This is a genomic window from Bacillus sp. DX4.1 (assembly GCF_030348195.1).
GTDB lineage: Bacteria > Bacillota > Bacilli > Bacillales > Bacillaceae_G > Bacillus_A.
In genome coordinates, this window is record NZ_JAUCFT010000008.1 from 4,345,184 (window position 1) to 4,365,900 (window position 20,717).

The following is a 20,717-nucleotide window of genomic DNA, read 5'->3' on the forward strand; positions in this document are numbered from 1 at the left end:
TTTCCGAAAGAGTTCCCCATCTTCAAGCGTGTAACAGGCAATAGCCCAGCGGTAAGATGGGGATGAATTTCGGTTAAGCATAGCCTACCTAAAGTAATTCTTGGCAAATACACGCATGTTTTGCCCATCCCATAGGATGTAGTTTCCCTTCGCCAATGTTTGTAAGTGTTGGCAACTTCTTGCACAAGAAGACTTGTGGTTGACCGTTCCTTCCCAATCAGAACTGTTACAGAGCCACCATAGAGCCAAGAACTAGGGAATCATTCTTGGGTATGCAACCTACGAACGGAGTCCATAAAGGACCGAGGCTAGACAACTAGAGCTTTTTACAAGCTCCCACTTCAAAAAGCGTTAGCATTTAAGTGGTGGGTAGTTGACTCAAGGGAAACGAGGGAACTGATCAAAGTTCGGGCTACGTTTTTCTTTAAACGCATCGCGGCCTTCTTTTGCTTCGTCAGTTGTGTAGTACAATAGCGTTGCATCGCCAGCCAATTGCTGGATACCTGCTAAACCATCTGTATCTGCGTTAAATGCAGCTTTTAAGAAACGAAGTGCCATTGGGCTGTTTGCTAGGATTTCTTGTGCCCATTGTACTGTTTCTTCTTCAAGTTGTTCTAATGGAACAACTGTGTTTACTAAGCCCATATCAAGTGCTTCTTGTGCACTGTATTGACGGCATAAATACCAAATTTCACGTGCTTTTTTATGACCTACCATACGAGCTAAATAGCCAGCACCGTATCCACCATCAAAGCTACCTACTTTAGGACCAGTTTGTCCGAATACAGCGTTGTCTGCTGCGATTGTTAAGTCACATACGATGTGAAGTACGTGGCCACCACCGATTGCATAACCTGCTACCATTGCGATAACTGGTTTAGGAATTGCACGAATTAAACGTTGTAAGTCTAATACGTTTAAGCGTGGGATTTGGTCCTCACCAACATATCCGCCATGACCGCGAACCTTTTGGTCACCGCCAGAACAGAATGCACGTCCACCTTCACCTGTTAAAATGATAACACCAACATTTGCATCATCGCGAGCGTGTGCAAATGCATTAATTAACTCCATTACCGTCTTTGGACGGAATGCATTATGTACTTCAGGGCGGTTAATCGAAATTTTTGCGATACCATTGTATGTGGAATAAATGATATCTTCGTAATTACCTTCTTTTACCCATTCAACTGTCATATACTATTACCTCCTTTTTATTTCGCTAGCCATTCAATCTAACTCGTACGCTAACGCTCTATAAGTTCTGCTCCTCCTTAAAGGAAAAATTCCTAGAAGAAAGTATCACTGTATGGTTTTGAGAAATCCCTTTACTATTGTATCAAACTTTTGCGGTTGTTCCACATGAATTGCATGGCCAGACCCATCAATTTTTATAAATTGCGCATGAGGGATATGTTTTCGCATGTTTATTAAGATGTGAAAAAACTTTTGATCATACTCTCCATTCATTAACAAGACAGGCATTTGTAGTTGATACAGCTCTTCCCACCAAGAAGGCTGTGCTCCCGTTCCCATGCCGCGAAGACTATTTGCTAACCCCTTCGGATTATTCAAAAGGCGCTCTTCTCGAACCTTCTCTTGTACATGTAATGACAATTTTTTTTGCGAAGCAAATAGCGGGATGTTTTCCCATTTATTCACAAAGACTTCTATGCCTTCTTGTTCAATTCTATCCGCAAGCTGTTTATCTTTTTCACGGCGTTCTTTGCGCTCTGCTTCTGACCTAAGTCCTGCTGTACAATTCTCTAGTAAAAGAGAGGAAACGCGTTCTGGATGTAAACATGCCATTGTAATCGCCAGTCTTCCACCCATCGAATACCCAAGTATATGAGCTTTTTGAATTTGCAAGTGATCTAGCAATGCAATCATATGGGAAGCAACATTTTGAATGTCGTAATGTTTGATTTGTTCTGGACTTTCCGTTTTCCCGTGTCCAACAAGGTCGATTACAATAACTTGAAATTGTTTGCTCCATGAAGGGATAAATGTGCGCCACGTCTCCATGCTACCCGTAAAACCATGAAGAAGTAGAAGTGGTTCTCCACTCCCGACCACTTCATATTCATACGTCACACCTTGCAGCATTACACTCATTTCGCTTCACCTTGCAATAGTGTAGTAACAGCCTTCGATGTATCTGCCCACAAATCACGGTGCATCCGTAAGTTTTCTTCTCGGTTCGTACAAATTTCCACAACGTGTAAGCCTTTTTCAGTTGTTCCTTTTTGTACTTCATGACGAAATGCTTCCCATCCATTTACACGCGTGAATGAACCACCATACATTTTCACAACATGCTCATAATCAAGTCCAAGCGGTGTCCCAAATAATGCTTCAAAGTGCTCCTTTTTCTCATATTGCGGTAAAAAGGAGAAAATTCCGCCACCGTCATTATTTACAACAACAATGGTTATATTTAACTGATGTAATTTTGCTGCAAGTAACCCATTTAAATCGTGATAGAATGCTAAATCACCGACAACTAATACAAGTGGTTCACAAACAGTGCTCGCACCTAATGCTGTAGAAATAATACCATCAATACCATTCACACCACGGTTTGCCATCACATTGATCTGCTTATCTGTGGTAAAGAAGAACGTATCTGTGTCACGAATCGGCATACTATTGCTCACAAATAAAGTCGCTTTCTCTGGTAAAACATGTATAAGATCTGTAATCACTTTTCCTTCAAATGCTGTTTCATATGTTTCAACTTCACGAAGTTGTTCCTTCGTTTTTTCGTTTATATGTTGCCACATCTGGAACCAATCATTCTCTTCTCTCTTAGCGATGCTGCTTGCAAGTTGGTTACAAAACTCTACATCATTTGCACATATCACTTCCGTTGCCATAAGAGCAGGATCTCGCCATTTTCCTGATTCATCCACAACGATATGAACAGCTGTCTTTTGTTTCTTTATATATTGCGTTAATGCTTTTGAAACTGGCATACCACCGAAACGAATAATAATATCTGGCTTCCATGTATCCTTTAGCAATTCATTTCGTAAAAATGTATCGTAGCAGTCCATCACCATCGCTTTATCGTGATTTCCAGTGCGAAGACCTGAAAGCGGATCCGCTAAAATTGGATATCCAGTTTGCTCAGCAAACTGCGTGATACCTTCAGCAAGATCTGGATGGCTATCGTCTCCACAAACAATAAGCCCCTTTTCCATGCTCGAAAGGCGCTCTATAAGAGAACTTACATATTCACTCTTCATCGTCATGTTTCCTTGATGAACTGCCCCTGTATATTCACCTCGACCTTTTTCCCATAAATTCTCTAAAGAGAAATCAGGAATTAGCGGTTCCCGAAGTGGAAAATTAATATGGACAGGTCCCTTTGGTGTAAAGCATGCGCTTGCAACAGCGCGCCCAGCCGTCATACGGGCATAATGATACATTGGTTCTGACGCTTCCGGAAGAGCCATCTCCATAAACTGTTTCACAAAGGAGCCATATAAATTCAGCTGATTCATCGCCTGCGGTGCTCCCACATCTCGCAATTCATGCGGCCTGTCTGCTGTTAATACAAGTAGCGGTACTCGTGAATGAAATGCTTCACAAATAGCCGGATAATAGTTCGCTGCCGCTGTTCCTGATGTACATAAAATCGCTACAGGACGTTTCTTCGCTTTCGCAATACCGAGCGCGAAAAAGGCAGCTGATCGTTCATCCACATGCAAATAGGTTTGTATGTGTTCATGTTGTTCCATTAGTAAAGCTAACGGCGTTGACCGCGAACCTGGACTAATTACAACATCATATACATTTAGACGCGCCAGTTCGTCAACAAACGCGCCTAAATAATATGATAATGCTTCTATATGATTATTCATTTCATTAATTCCTCCAAAGCACCAAGCATCGGTCTAAACTTCAAACTTGTTTCTTCATATTCAAGCTGTGGCACTGAATCGATAACAATACCGCAGCCAGCAAATAAGGATGCCCTGTCACCGTTCAATAATCCGCAGCGTAAAGCTACCGCAAATTCACCGTTTCCTTTGTCATCTATCCAGCCGATCGGCGCTCCGTACAATCCTCGGTCTAATGACTCTACATCACGAATGAGCTTCATCGCCTCAAGGCGAGGTGTACCGCCAAGGGCTGGTGTTGGGTGTAATTCTTCTACCATCGTCAGAAGCGATGCATCACCTTTCGCTTCAACTGGTGTATACAAATGTAGTAAATTTTTTGTTGTTAATAATCCTGGATGCTGCGGAATATTAACGGATTCACAATGCTCTGTTAATACGCTCCGAATCATGTTAACTACATAACCATGCTCTGCTAAATTCTTTTCATCATGAAGAAGTGCATCACCATTTTGCTTACTTTCTTCCATAGAAGCACCATGACCAATAGAACCAGCAAGGCACATAGACGTAAACTTCCCGCCTTCTTTTCGAATCAATCTCTCAGGCGTTGCTCCTAAGAAGCAAGCCTCTTTATAATCAAAGGAAAATATGTAGCAATCTGGTTGTCCGATGCGGAGCGCTTCTAAAACAGAAGCAGAATCAATACTTTGATCCATCATCAGTTTTAGTTCTCTTGCTAATACAACCTTCTGTACACTTCCTTTTTTCATTTCGTCCTGCACTTTTACAATTGCACTCATCCAGCCCTTTGGATCAACTTCTACTTTAGAAGTTACCGTTAATTTTGCTTCTGTAAGCGGACGCTTACTCTCTTCTAAAAGTCTTTCTTCTAAAGAGACAATCTCTTCATAAACCGTCTCTGCACAATCTTCAGCTGAGACAAATGTATTAATTGTTAGCCATGCTTTCTCATTTTTTACCGTTAACAGAAAAGCTGGTAACGACAATGTTGTATCTTTAAATTCTTTCCAAAGACCTGTTTGCTCTTTTTGTGGATCAAATGAAAAGCCACCGAATAAAAGTGGACCCGTTCCAAATTCATATACGTCTCGGTGAATCATTGCCTTCTCCTGCACCTTACTCCACTCTTCACGAGCAGTTTGAAAGCGTTTATCAGAAGAGTTTGCTATAGTGAAAGCAGAACCAATTCCAGCAAAAATCACATGCTGAGCTGGGTCTGCGAAATAACATCTATTTTCATATGCAACTTGTTTTCCTGCTGCATAGAAAAAAAGCGGATCCATCCAATCTATCTGCTTTACAAAACTGACCAATACTTTTTCATTAGTCGCACATTGAATAGCTGTGAAAATCACTTCTTGTAAATCTTTTTGTTTCGTTTGAATCACAAAGTCTCCCCCCTATGGGCGAAAAATAGTCATAAATACGCTTGATTTTAAGATACACCTCAAACGAAAGCCCTGTCAACGTTTAGCATTTCTGAGAAATTCACCTTCTCTTCCTAGAAAATAAACGTTGACACTAAATGATGCTTTTCCTACACTTAATTGTGTACATTACGTGACAAGGAGGATTCAACATGGAAATGAAAGTAGAAACGAATTCTTCTCCTATGTCGCCAAAACCAAATAAACAAACGGGCTGGCGCATTTGGTGGAGTTTATTACGTCCTCATACATTAACAGCAGCTTTTGTTCCTGTTTTTATCGGAACAGCTTATGCAATGCAAGTAGGGGGCATAAATCAAATACATCTTCCTCTTTTCTTTATCATGCTTCTCGCTTGTCTTCTCATTCAAGCAGCGACAAACATGTTTAATGAATACTTTGACTATAAAAGAGGATTAGATCATGAAGGTTCGGTTGGCATCGGAGGCGCAATTGTCCGCGATGGTATTGAGCCAAAAACAGTGCTCAATTTAGCATTTGGATTCTTTGGTATCGCCATGTTATTAGGAGTTTATATTTGTATGAATTCTAGCTGGTGGTTAGCCGCAATCGGACTTGTTTGTATGGCTGTTGCCTACCTTTATACAGGTGGTCCACTTCCAATTGCCTATACACCTTTTGGGGAATTAACAGCAGGATTATTTATGGGTATTATTATTATTGGCATTTCATTTTTCATCCAAACTGGAACTGTAACATCAGAAGTAGTCTTACTATCCATTCCAAATGCAATTTTGATTGGAGCAATTTTACTTTCCAACAATATTCGTGATTTAGATGGAGACAAAGAAAATGGTCGTAACACGTTAGCAATTATCGTTGGGCGTGAAAACGCTGTTGGTGTTCTTGCTTCTATGTTTATCATTTCCTACATTTGGACGATTTGCCTAATTATTGTCGGGATTGTATCACCATGGATGCTTATCGTTTTCCTAAGTGCGCCAAAAGCATTTAAAGCGACAAAAGGATTTATCGGAAAAAGCATTCCAATGGAAATGGTACCCGCTATGATTGCTACAGCAAAAACAAATACAATCTTTGGATTTTTAATGGGGATTGGTTTATTACTTGGATATTTCCTATAAAGTGAAACTTTGATCAGTATTTTTTTCGTCCCGCACTAATCATTGGTTGAACCAATCGGGCTTTTACTGTCCACGAATAGCGAGATAAAAAAGGGGCGACTTCGCTCCTTTTTTTTGAATTCATAATTCCTGCATTCCAGCCCATACTACATAAGGAAACCGAATTGTAGGAAGGTGGACATTATGTTAACTCCACAACAGCTAAATCATTTTAAATCCATTTTAGAAAAGCAACAACAAGAACTGGAACAAACTTTGCAAAATCATGAGAGCGAAGACCGGGCATCCGAACGTGAATCTGTTGGAGAATTATCTGCCTACGACAATCATCCAGGTGATATGGGTACCGAATTATATGAACGAGAAAAAGATTTAGGACTCGTTGAATTTTGGCATAAACAACTGCAAGATACAAAACATGCCCTGCAAAGCATACAGACGGGCACATACGGGATTTGTGAAGTATCCGGCGAATCAATTCCACTGGAACGATTAGAAGCAATGCCCACTGCAACAACCTGTATCGAACATACGCATAATAAATTAATTTTAGGGGCACGTCCGGTTGAAGAAGAATTAATAGAACCACCGTTTGGTAAATATGATATGGACAGCGCCGTTGGATACGATGCAGAAGATGCTTGGCAAGATGTTGCTTTATACGGAACGTCAGAAACACCATCTGATTTGGAACGCCGCGATTCCAAAAACTTCGATGAGATGTATGTAGATGCGGAAGAGCCACGTGGTTATGTAGAAGATTTCGAGAATTTTATCGGAACAGATATGTATGGAAAGAATCTACAAGTGTATGCAACAGAAGAACATGAAGAGTATGAACAAATGCTTGATGATTTTGAGGAAAGAACATATAAAGGTGAACTTTCTTCGGATGAATCTGGTTCGAAATCATAAAAAAAGCATTCCGAATTTCGGAATGCTTTTTTCGCATAATTAGTTTTTAGTAACGTTAGCAGCTTGAGGTCCGCGGTTACCTTCAGTGATTTCGAAAGAAACTTCTTGACCTTCTTCTAAAGTTTTGAAGCCTTCGCCTTGAATAGCTGAGAAATGAACGAATACGTCTTCTCCGCCTTCAACTTCGATAAAACCGAAACCTTTTTCACCGTTAAACCATTTTACTTTACCTGTTTGCATGTCATGTACCTCCTAAATAAAAATGAAACTATGAATCCACATGAAAAGGTGGATATAAAGGACATGAATGTATCACAAGCCTAACGCCTTGAAGTAAACACGCTTTATTTCCGTACCACATTATGTAGCTCAATAGTGACTTCACTATATCATGGTATATAGAAAACGTCAAATGAGAACACTTTCATTTCAAAATTTTCTTTTCCTCTTCTAAGGAAATATAATGGTTACATGCAGATAGAACCTAAAAATTTTAATTTCTTCCACTTTTCATTAGAAAATTAACAAAACTTAAGTTTTCTAAAATCCATAATTTCTGTACAATATACTTATATATTACATTCGAGGTGAAGATGATGAAAGCACATGAAATTGAATATAAATTGTATGGCGATGATATGCAATTTGTAGAAATTGAATTAGATCCAGAGGAGAGCGTCGTTGCAGAAGCTGGGGCAATGATGATGATGGAAGATCATATTGAAATGGAAACGATATTTGGTGATGGCCGCGGACAATCAAGTGGCCTTTTCGGTAAATTAATGGGTGCTGGAAAGCGTCTCGTTACAGGCGAAAGCATGTTCATGACCGTATTTACAAACACCGGACACGGTAAGCGTCACGTATCATTTGCTGCACCATACCCTGGGAAAATTATTCCTGTTGATTTAAGAGAATATAATGGCAAAGTTATTTGTCAAAAAGATGCTTTTCTTTGCGCTGCAAAAGGTGTCTCTATCGGCATTGAATTCACAAAAAAACTAGGCAGTGGCTTTTTCGGCGGAGAAGGCTTTATTATGCAAAAGCTTGAAGGTGACGGACTTGCTTTCATGCACGCAGGTGGCACAGTGTACAAACGGGAACTAAAACCTGGTGAAAAATTGCGCATTGATACAGGTTGCCTCGTTGCAATGACAAGAGATGTTAATTACGATATTCAATTCGTAGGCAATGTAAAAACTGCTTTATTTGGCGGAGAAGGCTTATTCTTTGCAACATTAGAAGGTCCCGGAACGGTTTGGATTCAATCCTTAACATTAAGCCGCTTAGCACAGCGTATTACGAGTCCAGGAGCTCAAAGTAGTGGTGAAGGTAGCGTTTTAGGTGGACTTGGCCGTCTTCTAGATGGTAAAGAGTAAAATCGTTCAATACAAAAAAAAGCAAATCGCTACATCTCATAAGGAGAGCGGTTTGCTTTTTCATTTTAAAGAATCATTTATCTTTTTCTTCATCACATGGACTGTACATACCATTCTGAATCATATAATTCTCCATTGCCTGATTTAACCATTCCTCTTCTTCCTTTGTATACGGAGACGGAATCATATTCTCATACTGCTCTTCCATATGCTCTAATTCCCCAAGAGAATATAACGCTTTTTCACCCACATATGTAAGAGTTGCCTTCATATGTTTATCGACAAGCTTTTGTACCTCTGAATCATGAACTGGCCTTCCAAATAATCTCTTTACCTCTTTAGACAAATGGATAAATTCTTTATCAAATTCCACCATATCTTCTTCAGATTTATTATATAATTGATCAATGACTTCCTTAGACATATATTCTTCAAGCCATAAACGTTGTTCACTTTCTTTTTGTATATTACTGATTAAACTCATTAAAATGTCACTATCTACTTTCCCTTCTTCCTCTAACAAAATAATCGTTCGATTAATTGCTTTCAGAGAAGCCTCGATATGTTTCTTTTTTCTTCAAAAGCATTCTTTTGATTCTGTAATGTTTCTTTTAAGTTTACGCTAAAGCTAGACATATTCACCATTACACAAATTTCATCTAGACTATATCCTAAAAATTTAAGACTTACTATCTTTTGCAACGTTAATATGTCTTGACTTTTATATATTCGATGTCCGGAACTAGGATGTTTTTCAGGTGTGAGTAATCCAATTTCATCGTAATAATGTAGTGTCCGTATTGATGTGCCTGTTCTTTTCGAAAACTCTCCAATTGAATAACCTTCATTATTACTCATCTGTTATTTCCCCCTACATTCTTTTTACCGATGTGGTTACCCAGATCATACTACCTCACGTAACTGAAGGTTCAAGTGTTAAGTCGCAAAAATGTTCATTTTTTCATCTCGCTTTGTTTTAAAGCTACTCAAAGAATGATTCCCTCCTTTAACTCATATATTGAACTATACTTTCTTCTTAAGGAGGGCTTCCTTAATGCGTACTCCTTTATCCTTTGATAAAGATACTGCCATATTGTTAGCCACATGCTGTGAATTAACATATGAACAATATAAGCAAAACGGGATTTTTCAAATACCTGACGGGTTTCAATATGTACAAGGCTTTCAAGCAAAATCCATTCAGACAACAGAATGGTTCGGCTTCATACTAGAATCTGAAGACACCGTCATTATCGCATTTCGCGGAACCCAATCTGATCCGAATTGGGTTACTGATTCTCTTGTTAATCAAAAACCTTATCCTTATTCCTTCAATAGTGGGAACGTTCACAATGGATTCCTCTCTATTTATGAATCCTGTCGTGATTCCATTATGGATATGCTCGTATCTTTGCCATCACATAAAACACTTCTTGTTACAGGGCATAGTTTAGGAGGGGCCCTTGCTGCACTTCACATATTAGATGCACGCGTAAATACTTCTTTCTCACGATGCAGCCTCTATACCTTTGCCTCCCCAAAGGTTGGGGATATTGCCTTTCGAAATTATTATAAAATACAAGTTGCCAGTAGCTTTCGCCTCGTTAATTTATTTGATGTCGTCCCACTTCTTCCTCCTCGTAAAGTACAGTTTAACGATCAAGAATGGGAATATTCTCATGTTCACCATAGTATGACATTTGCTAAAAATATGAAGTCTATTATAAAAAACCATTCTATGACAACATATAAAGCATGTCTCACTTCTCTCTTTTAATTGGAAATCATTGGGGTAAACAAGAATAATATATTATAATAATAAGAGTATCTATTTTAGGATGAGGGGACCAAACATGTTAAAAATTATTTTTGCATTTTTTCTTCTTTTACTTATTAGTGCTACGGGTTTCTTCACATTCTCATACTTTGTTACAGAGGAATATGATGGTCAGGGTATGTTATATACACAGATTCCTTATGTTGCAGCAGTATAATAAAGTGAAACTTTGATTATCAGGGAGCTTCATTCCCCAACTAACTTCTTTGCTTTTTGCTAAACTTTGGGGTGGGGGTATTACTGCCCACGAATAGCGGGATAAAGTAAAACAGCTTGGAAAACTCCAAGCTGTTTTACTTTGCATGCATTTTGTTAGCAATTCCCCAAATTTCCTTACTATACTGTAAAATTGTACGGTCACTCGCAAAATAACCCGATTGTGCAATATTTATAATGGACATTTCCAGCCATTTTCTACGATTTTCATAGGTTCTTCCCACTGATTCTTGACAATCTACATACGGCCCAAAATCACGAAGAACAAAGTATTCATCATTTTGAATGACAAGCGAATCATAAATCGCTTCAAACTCTGCTCCAGCGTTTGTGAAAAATCCGTTTGTTAACTGATCTACCACTTTTTTAATATGTGAGTTATGATGATAATACTCATTCGCCCGGTACCCACCATTCTGATAATAATGTAACACTTCCTCAGCTGTTAAACCAAAAATAAAGCTAGCATCCTCGCCCACTTTTTCCCTTATTTCAATATTGGCCCCATCTAGCGTCCCTAACGTAATGGCACCATTCATCATAAACTTCATATTCCCTGTTCCAGATGCTTCTTTACTTGCCGTCGAAATTTGTTCACTCACATCTGCTGCTGGAAATATATCTTCAGCCACGGAGACACGATAGTTTTCTAGAAAAATAACTTTCATATATTGACTAACATACGGGTCCTCATTCACTTTTCGAGCAAGTTCATTTATTAATTTAATAATTTTTTTTGCATAATAATAACCTGGTGATGCTTTTGCTCCAAAAATAAATGTGCGTGGATAGAATGAAAAACTCGAATCCTCTTTTAAACGATTGTACAAATATAAAATATGTAGCACATTTAATAATTGCCTTTTATAAGCGTGTAATCGTTTTACTTGCACATCAAAAATAGAATGTGGATCAACGAGAATCCCCGTTTTATCTGCAATTCGCTTCATCAATATCATTTTACGTTGCTGCTTTACAGCATGCAATTGATCTTGAAAAGCAGTATCATACTGATAGCTTTGCAATGCTTGCAATTGTTCTGGATACTTCATCCATTCTGTTCCGATTGCTCCTGAAATCAAGTTAGAAAGCTGCGGATTGGCCTTTAACAACCAGCGTCGATGCGTAATGCCATTTGTTTTGTTATTAAATTTTTCCGGATAAAACTCATAAAACAAACGCATCTCACGTTGTTTCAAAATTTCCGTATGAATTTTAGCCACTCCATTTACACTATAGCTCCCGACAATTGCTAAATGAGCCATTTTCACAAGATTATGTGCAATAATCGCCATGTCTTCAATTCGCGCCCAATCATACGGATACCGTTCCCATAATTCATGACAGAAGCGTTCATTGATCTCTTCAATAATCATATAAATCCGCGGCAATAACGGCTGAAAAATATGAATTGGCCACTTTTCTAGCGCTTCTGATAATGTCGTATGATTCGTATAAGAAATCGTATGCATTGTGATATACCATGCATCTTCCCAGCCCATCTTTTCCTCATCTAATAAAATGCGCATTAATTCCGGAATTGCAAGTACTGGATGGGTATCATTAATATGGATTGCAATTTTTTCATGCAAATTTCGAAGTGTACCGTTTTGCTCCCGGTGCAAACGAACAATATTTTGCAAACTTGATGATACAAGAAAATATTGCTGTTTTAACCGTAATATTTTCCCTTCATCATGTGTATCATCCGGATATAAAAATTCCGACACGACTTCTGTTTCACGTTTATACTTCAAAACATCTTTACAATTTTGCGGAAAAGGAACCGGCTCTGCATTCCAAAGTCGAAGTGTATTCACAGTATCCGTTTCATATCCAACAACCGGAATGTCATATGGAACTGCCATAATCACTTCCGCATTTGTATGCCGAAACTCTAGGCGGCCATTGATTTGCACTGCTTCCACTTGTCCAAAGTAGCTTACTTCAACTGCTTGGTCATGCCTTCTAACTTCCCATACATTTTCATGTTGCAACCACTGCTCTGGTAATTCCACTTGATACCCATCTACAATTTTTTGATCAAACAAACCATGTTTATAACGAATACCACATCCGTGTCCTGGGAGGTTTAAAGATGCAAGGGAATCAAGAAAGCAGGCTGCTAAACGTCCAAGCCCTCCGTTTCCAAGTCCAGCATCCGCTTCACTCTCTTCTAATTCTTGCAAGGAAATCCCCAGCTCTGCTAGCCCTTGTTCACATACATCATGAATCCCTAAGTTGAGCATATTACTACCAAGTAAACGACCTAATAAAAACTCAATCGATAAGTAATACATTTGCTTTTGATTCCCTGCCCTATATCTTTCGTTCGTTGCAATCCAATGCTGATTCATATACTCACGTACCATATGCCCAAGTGTATTATAATGATCACGACTTGTAGAATCTTTGAAACTTTTTCCATACATTGTTTCTAGTTTTTCTAAAAAGGCTGCTTTAAAGCTTTCTGTATGAGTAAACATTTTTTTCACCTCTTAGGAATGATCCAACAAACTTTTATACAACTCGCTATATTGACGTGCTGACTTTTTCCAGCTGTAATCTTCTGTCATCGCCTGTTTTACAAGCCCGTTCCACACTGGTTTGTTATGATAATACTTTAGTGCACGACGAACCGTATGTAACATGTCATGTGCATTAAAATTTGTAAAGCTAAAGCCATTTCCAGAGTCAGTTTTCTCATCATAAGACTGAACCGTATCATTCAATCCTCCTGTTTCCCTTACAATCGGAATAACACCATATGCCAGTGCAATCAGTTGTCCTAAGCCACATGGTTCAAATAATGATGGCATTAAAAATAAATCGCTACCCGCATATACTTGATGTGCCAGCTCTTCATTAAAGCCAATATACACTTTTACTTTTTCTGGATACTCACATGCCATTCTTTCAAAAAACTGTTCATATTCGGCATCCCCTGATCCTAAAATGATACATTGTACATTTTCTTGCATCATTTCATGGAACACACCGCGGACTAAATCCAAACCTTTTTGCTTTGTTAAGCGTGTTACCATTGCAACAATTGGTGTGTCTGCCTTTTCAGGTAAACCAAAATAACGCTGCAAAGCATATTTATTTTCTCGTTTTTTAAATAATGTTTTGGCATCATATGGGGCGGTAATGAATGGATCCGTTTGCGGATTGTAAACAACCGTATCAATACCATTTATAATTCCAATGAGCTTATCATTATATTTGCGCAATAAACCATCTAGCTTTTCTCCAAAGAATGGATATTGAATTTCTTCTTTATAAGTGGGACTAACAGCTGTAATGCAATCCGAAGCAATAATGCCACCTTTCATAAAGTTGACATTCCCATAAAATTCGAGCTGTTCACTATGAAAATATTCATCACCAAGATTCAATAAATCGTGCATAACCACAGGTGGAAATACACCTTGAAACTGTAAATTATGAATGGTAAAAACCGTTTTAATATGTTTATATAATGGCTGATCTCCATATTGTTCGCGCAATAAAAAATTAGCCATCGCTGTATGCCAATCATGAGAATGAAGAATATCCACTTCGAAATCTAAATGTGGAATAGACTCTAATACCGCCTTGGAAAAGAAAGAAAAGCGTTCCCCATCATCGTAATGCCCATAGAGCGAATCCCTGTTAAAATAATATTCATTGTCAATTAAATAATAAGTAATCCCATCTTGTTCTCCTTTTAAAATCCCACAATATTGATTTCGCCAACCAAGCTGAACGTTGATTACCTTATGGAGCGTACATGTTTCTCGCAAGTGATCGGTAATTAGACTGTAATTTGGAAGTATAATGCGGACATTCACCCCTAATTTTTTCAGTTCTTTTGGAAGTGCACCCGCCACATCTGCTAAGCCTCCCGATTTAATAAACGGTACGCATTCTGATACTGCAAATAAAATATTCACGTGTTGTTCCACTGCATGAAAAACAAATATACCCTCATTGCTTTTCTTACAGCTTCCTCCCTTCGAATTTTAAAAATTGTGCTACTATTTTTAACAAGTGAAACTTCCATCAGTGGGAGCCTCATTCCCCCGCTGATGGTTATCACAACTTGTGAAAATCTTGCCTACTACCATTTTGTACAGAGCTTTTATGAATAACTAGTTATGTTATGACTCTGTACACTACCTTTTTCTACAACATACGGGTTATGAGCCGTTCCCGTTAAGATCACACCATCTTCAATTTTTACATCCTTATCAAGGATAACGCCATCTAGTATACAATTATCCCCAATTTGACTCTTTTGCATAATAATACTATTGCGAATAATAGACCCTTTTCCAATCTTTACAGAACGGAATACAATGCTTTGATCCACTTGCCCTTCAATTACACTACCATTTGCAATCATCGTATTTTGTACTTGAGCACCTTTCATATAGCGCGTTGGCGGTTCATCTTTAACCTTTGTAAAAATTGGAGCTTCTTTCGTAAATAACTGTTTCCAAATAGAAGGCTGTAAAATTTCTAAGCTATGTTTATAGTAGCTCTCAATCGAGTCAATGACCGCTACATAGCCCGTATGTTCATACGTCCCAATATATAAGGATTCCCCACGTTTTTCCTTAACAACATCAAATAAACTATAATGTTTCTGTTCTTTATACGTTTCAAATAAATCTAGCAATAAATCCTTCTTTAATACATATGTTTGCAGTGATACTCCTTCATGGCATACTTCCGTAATATCTGCCCGGGTATGTATATGTCTTTCTAGTACAGCTTGAAAATTTAATGCTGTTACAAGATGGCTGTTTGTAATAACAACATACTCTTGTTTACTTCGTAGAAAATAATCAATATGTCTACGGAAATGAGCAAAGGAACCAAACTCATCTTGATCACATTGGCAATTAGGAGGGAATAAAAATAAGCCGTCACGTTTTCGATCTAAATCCCATTGTTTTCCTGATCCGAGATGATCCATTAAGGAACGATTTTTATGACTGGTAAAAATCGCTACACTATGAATATGGGAATTTACCATATTAGAAAGCATAAAATCAATAAGACGATAACGTCCCCCAAATGGTAATGCTGCCAGTGAACGGTGGCCTGTTACTTTCTGTAAGGAAGGAAAACTTCCAGTTGCATTAATAATTCCTAACATTGATTCTCCCATTCATCCCATCCTCCTTAATTAATTCCCATCTGCTATAAGTACAACTTCATCCATATTTTTTTCTGGTCGAATAATCGTTCCATCTTCAATAATCATTTCAGGTCCAACAATCGCTCTTTCAATGACTACATGTTTGCCAATCTTAGCATCTGGCATAATAACTGAATCCTTAATGATACTTCCTTCTCCAACTGTTACCCCTTGGAATAGAACAGAATGCGCTACATCCCCTTCAATTACACAGCCTTCATTAATTAATGATTCCTCTACCTTTGCCTTCTCAGAAATATATTGCGGTGGTTGGTTGGGATTCACAGAATACACACGCCAGCCACGGTCATATAAATTCAAAGATGATTCCTCATGAAGCAAATCCATATTTGCTTCCCACAAACTTTTCACCGTACCAACATCTTTCCAATATCCACTAAATGGATACGCCATTAATTTCTTCTTTTCATCTAATAAAAGTGGAATTACATCTTTTCCAAAATCATTACTCGAGTCTGGATTTCTTGCATCCATCTCTAAATACTCTTTCAAAACAGACCAATTAAAAATATAAATCCCCATCGATGCAAGGTTACTTCTTGGATATTGTGGTTTTTCTTCAAACTCAACAACTTCCATTTCTTCATTTGTATTCATAATTCCAAAACGACTTGCTTCTTCCCAAGGTACTTCAATAACAGAAATAGAAACGTCTGCCTCTTTTTCAATATGATAATCCAGCATTTTGCTATAATCCATCGTATAAATGTGATCACCTGATAAAATCAGAACATATTCTGGATTATATTGACATAAATAATTCAAGTTTTGATAAATCGCACTAGCCGTCCCTGTATACCATTTCACACCAGAAGATTCCGCATACGGCGGAAGTACAGTTACCCCTCCATTGACACGATCTAAATCCCATGCGCTCCCAATACCAATATAATTATGAAGCTCTAGCGGTTGGTACTGCGTCAATATCCCGACCGTTTCAATTCCAGAATTTGCACAATTACTTAATGTGAAATCGATAATTCGATATTTACCGCCAAATGGAACAGCTGGCTTAGCTAAATTTTTTGTTAACGCACTTAAACGACTACCTTTTCCCCCTGCCAATAACATCGCTACGCAAGTCTGCTTTTGAACCATCTTGTTTTTTGCTCCCCTTTCTCGTTTTCACTGGCCGTAAAATTGAAACGCCAAATGGTGGAATTGTTATTTCTACATGAGCAGACTGATTATGATACGACTCTATAATCGTCTTTAACCGTTTTTTGTTTACCTGTCCTGAACCGCCGTATACCGGATCATCACTATTTAAAATCTCGTTATAATATTGAAATGCTGGTACACCTACTTTGTAGTTTTCATACACAGCATTTGTGAAATTACATACAACAACAAGGATCTCTTCCTCTTTCTCCCCTTTGCGAATAAATGAAAAAATACTTTGTTCTCGGTTATCTGCATCAATCCACTCAAATCCTTCTTGTGAATGATCTAATTGCCAAAGTGGCTTTGAGCGCTTATACAATGCTATGAGTTCTTTAAAGTAATCATGCATACGATCATGCATTTCAAAATCATGTAAGTTCCAATCTAAATCTTCGAGATCTTTCCACTCATCAAATTGTCCAAATTCACCACCCATAAAGAGCAATTTCTTCCCTGGATGTGTGAAGAAATATCCGTACAATAAACGAAGCTGCGCAAACTTCGACCAATAATCTCCCGGCATTTTATTTAATAACGATTTTTTCCCGTGAACAACTTCATCGTGGGATAAAGGTAAAATAAAGTTTTCTGAATAAGCATATAGCAAAGAAAATGTCATTTTCTCATGAATATATTTACGATATTCTGGTGCACATTCCATATATTTCAGTACATCATTCATCCAGCCCATATTCCACTTATAATTAAAACCAAGTCCGCCCTCATACGTTGGAGCAGTCACAAGTGGCCAAGCTGTTGAATCTTCAGCGGTCATAAGAAATGTTGAATCCTCAGCAAATACCACCTCATTTAATTGGCGCAAAAAGGCGACCGCATACTCATTACTTTGTTGCTTTCCATCCTTTTCCCAATACAACATATTTGCAACTGCATCAACACGAAAACCATCAATATGATAATGTTTCATCCAAAACAGTGCATTTGAAATTAAAAAGTTTCGGACTTCCTGTTTTCCTAAATCAAAGTTTACCGTTCCCCAAACATGATTTTCCTGTACATCAGAGTCCCTATATTCATACGTTGGTTCTCCATCAAATAAATGCAGCCCATGGGCATCTTTACAAAAATGTCCTGGTACCCAATCTAAAATGACACCGATCCCATATTTATGACATTCATCGACAAAATACATAAAATCATGCGGTGTACCAAATCGACTCGTCATCGCATAATATCCAGTACCTTGATATCCCCAAGAACGATCGTACGGATGCTCAATAAGCGGCATGATTTCAATATGAGTAAATTGATGCTCCACTACATAAGGAATAAGCTCCTCTGCCATTTCTCGATACGAGTACAGCGAGCCATCTTCTTTCTTTTTCCATGAACCAAAATGCAATTCATAAATTGCCATTGCTTCTTGATAAATTAGCTTTCGCTTCTTTTTTCGAAACCAATTTTTATCATCCCATTCATATCCCTTTATATCAAAAATAACAGATGCCGTATTTGGTCGTACTTCTGCATATGTTGCATATGGATCTGCTTTTAAAATTATTTCATCACCAGAAGTTTTGATTGCATACTTATATATTTCGTATGTCTCCAGTTTCGGTATGAATAATGACCAAATACCTTGCTCTGTCATTTTTACCATCCTATTTTTTTCGTTGTCCCATTCATTGAAATCTCCGACAACACTTACGACTTTCGCATGAGGAGCCCATACTGTAAAACGTACCCCTTGTATTTCATGCTCTGTTACAAGGTGAGCTCCAAACATGTTATAACTCTCATAACACCCTTCTTTATGAAACTCATACAATCCTTCTTCCATACAATTTGTTACATCCAATATGTTCACCTCACTAAGATGACAGAATTTTTAATACTATTCACTATTCGATAATAAACTGAAATATCCTTGTGGAATTTTAAATAAATATACGTTTTTTCATTAAAATCAAAGAAAATACTGGCATATTTGATAGAAAATATCGAATTTTGACGAATATTCATTGAAAGCGTTTTATTTGAATATAATTTTTAACAGTACTCCAACAGAAGTCCACTCCCTCAAACATGTGTAATGCACAGCATAAAGTAAAACTTTGAGGTAGGGGGTATTACTGCCCGTGGAGAGCCTGTAAGACTCATTGGGTACCCAATGTGCAAAGCTCTATAAAACAGGAAATCCCTTCTTCAAACAGCTCATTAGAGTGTTAAGAAGGGATCATTCACAGTAGAATTTTCTATACATCAGCATCTTCTACTATTAACAATGCTGTGGCTAATGGTATTCAAGTTTCTTTTCCAGTTACAGTTACAATTACAATTACAATTGGAGATAGTAAAGCAGAAGAAAGCGAACCAAAAATTCATGTTCTAACAAATATGAATTTTGGTCAATATGAAGCCATCCATTCACGTAACAAAGACAAAAACGCACTCTATCCTAACATAGAGTGCGTTTTGCTATAATCGACCCTTTCCAGCAAGAGTGTATACTTGGGGATATACAGGGAAACCGGAAAAGGAATTTATATAAAAAATTCAGAAGGGAGAAGCAGTCCCCACTTCTGAACAATTTATCTTATAGTACTGGTGCCATAGTTTCTTTTAATACTTTTACAGAATGAGCAAATTTCGCTTTTTCTTCTTCATTTAACTCAAGCTCAACAATTTCACGAACACCTTCGCGGTTAATTACAGCCGGTACACCTACATAAGCATCAGCTTCGCCGTATTGACCTTCTAGGTATGCAGATACAGTTAACACGCTATTCTCGTTGTTTAAGATCGCTTTAGTTACACGTAGAAGTGACATACCGATTCCGTAGTAAGTTGCACCTTTACGCTCAATGATATGGTAAGCAGCATCGCGTACATTTACAAAGATTTTATCTAAATCATTTTGGTTATACTGTTCATTGTTCGCTAAAATTGTTTCTAGTTTTTGTACACCTACTGTAGTGTGGCTCCAAACCGGAAGCTCAGTATCACCATGTTCACCGATAACGTATGCGTGAACGTTGCGTGGATCTACATTTAAGTAGTCACCTAGCATATAGCGGAAACGAGCAGAGTCTAAAGTTGTACCAGAACCGATTACGCGCTCTTTTGGTAATCCAGATTCTTTCCAAGTTACATAAGTTAAAATATCAACTGGGTTAGTTGCAATTAAGAAGATACCATCAAATCCACTATCCATAATGCCACGAACGATTTGTTTAAAGATTTTTGTATTCTTTTCAACTAAATCTAAGCGAGTTTCACCTGGCTTTTGTGGTAATCCAGCAGTGATAACAACAAGATCTGCATCTTTACAATCTGCATAACTACCATTCCAAATTTTTGTTGGTGCTGGAGCAAATGGAACTGCATGGCTTAAATCCATTGCTTCTCCTTCTGCTTTTGCTTCATTTACGTCAACAAGAACGAATTCCTCAGCTACACCTTGGTTAATCATAGAATATGCATAACTACAACCTACAGCACCTGTTCCTACTAATACTACACGATTGATACCTTTTTTCATGATAAATTCTCCTCTCTATTGTTCACTTCTTTATTATTGTCATTTAAGTAATTAATTAAAATACTAATTTAATGTTGTTTAACTTCCTTACAT

The 20,717-nt window shown here is 37.9% G+C and carries 16 protein-coding genes and 1 pseudogene; 5 read left to right on the forward strand and 12 right to left on the reverse strand.

The window, feature by feature from the left end; genetic code table 11:
• Window positions 1-378 precede the first annotated feature (378 nt).
• The 4 genes from menB to QUF99_RS25150 form a co-directional block, all read right to left on the reverse strand.
• Window positions 379-1,197 carry a 1,4-dihydroxy-2-naphthoyl-CoA synthase gene (gene menB, locus QUF99_RS25135; protein WP_289373763.1) on the reverse strand — a complete coding sequence of 273 codons (819 nt, stop codon included), beginning with the start codon at window positions 1,195-1,197 and terminating at the stop codon, window positions 379-381.
• 105 nt (window positions 1,198-1,302) lie between these two features.
• Complete coding sequence (gene menH, locus QUF99_RS25140) at window positions 1,303-2,115, reverse strand: 2-succinyl-6-hydroxy-2,4-cyclohexadiene-1-carboxylate synthase (RefSeq protein WP_289373765.1); 813 nt, start codon at window positions 2,113-2,115, stop codon at window positions 1,303-1,305.
• Window positions 2,112-3,866 (reverse strand): 2-succinyl-5-enolpyruvyl-6-hydroxy-3-cyclohexene-1-carboxylic-acid synthase, encoded by a 1,755-nt coding sequence (menD, locus tag QUF99_RS25145; protein ID WP_289373767.1) that lies wholly within the window; start codon window positions 3,864-3,866, stop codon window positions 2,112-2,114. Before menD ends, menH begins: the two co-directional genes overlap by 4 nt.
• Window positions 3,863-5,257 carry an isochorismate synthase gene (locus QUF99_RS25150; RefSeq protein ID WP_289373769.1) on the reverse strand — a complete coding sequence of 465 codons (1,395 nt, stop codon included), beginning with the start codon at window positions 5,255-5,257 and terminating at the stop codon, window positions 3,863-3,865. Before QUF99_RS25150 ends, menD begins: the two co-directional genes overlap by 4 nt.
• 191 nt (window positions 5,258-5,448) lie before the next feature.
• Between QUF99_RS25150 and QUF99_RS25155 the strand changes: the two genes are divergently transcribed.
• Both QUF99_RS25155 and QUF99_RS25160 read left to right on the forward strand, forming a co-directional pair.
• Window positions 5,449-6,402, forward strand: coding sequence for a 1,4-dihydroxy-2-naphthoate polyprenyltransferase (locus tag QUF99_RS25155; RefSeq protein WP_289373770.1), 954 nt, complete (start codon window positions 5,449-5,451; stop codon window positions 6,400-6,402).
• Window positions 6,403-6,585: 183 nt separating this feature from the next.
• On the forward strand, window positions 6,586-7,317 hold the full coding sequence (locus QUF99_RS25160; RefSeq protein ID WP_289373772.1) for a TraR/DksA C4-type zinc finger protein: 732 nt from the start codon (window positions 6,586-6,588) through the stop codon (window positions 7,315-7,317).
• A 39-nt stretch (window positions 7,318-7,356) separates the two neighbouring features.
• Here the strand turns inward: QUF99_RS25160 and cspD are convergent, their stop codons facing one another.
• Entirely contained in the window at window positions 7,357-7,557 is a 201-nt protein-coding gene (cspD, locus tag QUF99_RS25165) for a cold-shock protein CspD (protein ID WP_286122439.1), read from the reverse strand.
• A 356-nt stretch (window positions 7,558-7,913) separates the two neighbouring features.
• Between cspD and QUF99_RS25170 the strand changes: the two genes are divergently transcribed.
• Window positions 7,914-8,696 (forward strand): TIGR00266 family protein, encoded by a 783-nt coding sequence (locus QUF99_RS25170; protein WP_289373773.1) that lies wholly within the window; start codon window positions 7,914-7,916, stop codon window positions 8,694-8,696.
• A 73-nt stretch (window positions 8,697-8,769) separates the two neighbouring features.
• Here QUF99_RS25170 and QUF99_RS25175 read toward each other — a convergent pair.
• Window positions 8,770-9,554: pseudogene (locus QUF99_RS25175) on the reverse strand (MerR family transcriptional regulator).
• Window positions 9,555-9,750: 196 nt separating this feature from the next.
• On the opposite strand from QUF99_RS25175, the gene QUF99_RS25180 reads away from it, so the two are divergent.
• Both QUF99_RS25180 and QUF99_RS25185 read left to right on the forward strand, forming a co-directional pair.
• The gene (locus QUF99_RS25180) at window positions 9,751-10,473 is read left to right on the forward strand and encodes a lipase family protein (RefSeq protein ID WP_289373774.1); all 723 of its coding nucleotides are present in this window, start codon (window positions 9,751-9,753) and stop codon (window positions 10,471-10,473) included.
• Between the two features lie 76 nt (window positions 10,474-10,549).
• Entirely contained in the window at window positions 10,550-10,690 is a 141-nt protein-coding gene (locus tag QUF99_RS25185; RefSeq protein ID WP_289373775.1) for a hypothetical protein, read from the forward strand.
• A gap of 136 nt (window positions 10,691-10,826) precedes the next feature.
• On the opposite strand, the gene QUF99_RS25190 is transcribed toward QUF99_RS25185, so the two are convergent.
• The 6 genes from QUF99_RS25190 to QUF99_RS25215 form a co-directional block, all read right to left on the reverse strand.
• The gene (locus tag QUF99_RS25190) at window positions 10,827-13,235 is read right to left on the reverse strand and encodes a glycogen/starch/alpha-glucan phosphorylase (protein WP_289373776.1); all 2,409 of its coding nucleotides are present in this window, start codon (window positions 13,233-13,235) and stop codon (window positions 10,827-10,829) included.
• A 12-nt stretch (window positions 13,236-13,247) separates the two neighbouring features.
• Entirely contained in the window at window positions 13,248-14,684 is a 1,437-nt protein-coding gene (glgA, locus tag QUF99_RS25195) for a glycogen synthase GlgA (RefSeq protein WP_289373778.1), read from the reverse strand.
• A 188-nt stretch (window positions 14,685-14,872) separates the two neighbouring features.
• Complete coding sequence (locus QUF99_RS25200; protein ID WP_289373781.1) at window positions 14,873-15,907, reverse strand: GlgC family sugar phosphate nucleotidyltransferase; 1,035 nt, start codon at window positions 15,905-15,907, stop codon at window positions 14,873-14,875.
• 18 nt (window positions 15,908-15,925) lie between these two features.
• Window positions 15,926-17,056, reverse strand: coding sequence for a glucose-1-phosphate adenylyltransferase (locus tag QUF99_RS25205; RefSeq protein ID WP_289373782.1), 1,131 nt, complete (start codon window positions 17,054-17,056; stop codon window positions 15,926-15,928).
• Complete coding sequence (gene glgB, locus QUF99_RS25210; protein ID WP_289373783.1) at window positions 17,004-18,941, reverse strand: 1,4-alpha-glucan branching protein GlgB; 1,938 nt, start codon at window positions 18,939-18,941, stop codon at window positions 17,004-17,006. The genes QUF99_RS25205 and glgB overlap by 53 nt, the downstream gene beginning before the upstream one ends.
• A 738-nt stretch (window positions 18,942-19,679) precedes the next feature.
• Window positions 19,680-20,624, reverse strand: coding sequence for an L-lactate dehydrogenase (locus QUF99_RS25215; RefSeq protein WP_286122448.1), 945 nt, complete (start codon window positions 20,622-20,624; stop codon window positions 19,680-19,682).
• Window positions 20,625-20,717 lie beyond the last annotated feature (93 nt).

Bases quoted from the DNA above. Each gene is read 5' to 3' on its own strand.
- QUF99_RS25215 (WP_286122448.1), bottom strand. From the start codon at position 20,624: ATGAAAAAAGGTATCAATCGTGTAGTATTAGTAGGAACAGGTGCTGTA.
- QUF99_RS25160 (WP_289373772.1), top strand. From the start codon at position 6,586: ATGTTAACTCCACAACAGCTAAATCATTTTAAATCCATTTTAGAAAAG.
- QUF99_RS25190 (WP_289373776.1), bottom strand. From the start codon at position 13,235: ATGTTTACTCATACAGAAAGCTTTAAAGCAGCCTTTTTAGAAAAACTA.
- QUF99_RS25180 (WP_289373774.1), top strand. From the start codon at position 9,751: ATGCGTACTCCTTTATCCTTTGATAAAGATACTGCCATATTGTTAGCC.
- menD (WP_289373767.1), bottom strand. From the start codon at position 3,866: ATGAATAATCATATAGAAGCATTATCATATTATTTAGGCGCGTTTGTT.
- cspD (WP_286122439.1), bottom strand. From the start codon at position 7,557: ATGCAAACAGGTAAAGTAAAATGGTTTAACGGTGAAAAAGGTTTCGGT.
- QUF99_RS25200 (WP_289373781.1), bottom strand. From the start codon at position 15,907: ATGGGAGAATCAATGTTAGGAATTATTAATGCAACTGGAAGTTTTCCT.
- QUF99_RS25185 (WP_289373775.1), top strand. From the start codon at position 10,550: ATGTTAAAAATTATTTTTGCATTTTTTCTTCTTTTACTTATTAGTGCT.
- menH (WP_289373765.1), bottom strand. From the start codon at position 2,115: ATGAGTGTAATGCTGCAAGGTGTGACGTATGAATATGAAGTGGTCGGG.
- menB (WP_289373763.1), bottom strand. From the start codon at position 1,197: ATGACAGTTGAATGGGTAAAAGAAGGTAATTACGAAGATATCATTTAT.
- QUF99_RS25155 (WP_289373770.1), top strand. From the start codon at position 5,449: ATGGAAATGAAAGTAGAAACGAATTCTTCTCCTATGTCGCCAAAACCA.
- QUF99_RS25170 (WP_289373773.1), top strand. From the start codon at position 7,914: ATGAAAGCACATGAAATTGAATATAAATTGTATGGCGATGATATGCAA.
- QUF99_RS25205 (WP_289373782.1), bottom strand. From the start codon at position 17,056: ATGGTTCAAAAGCAGACTTGCGTAGCGATGTTATTGGCAGGGGGAAAA.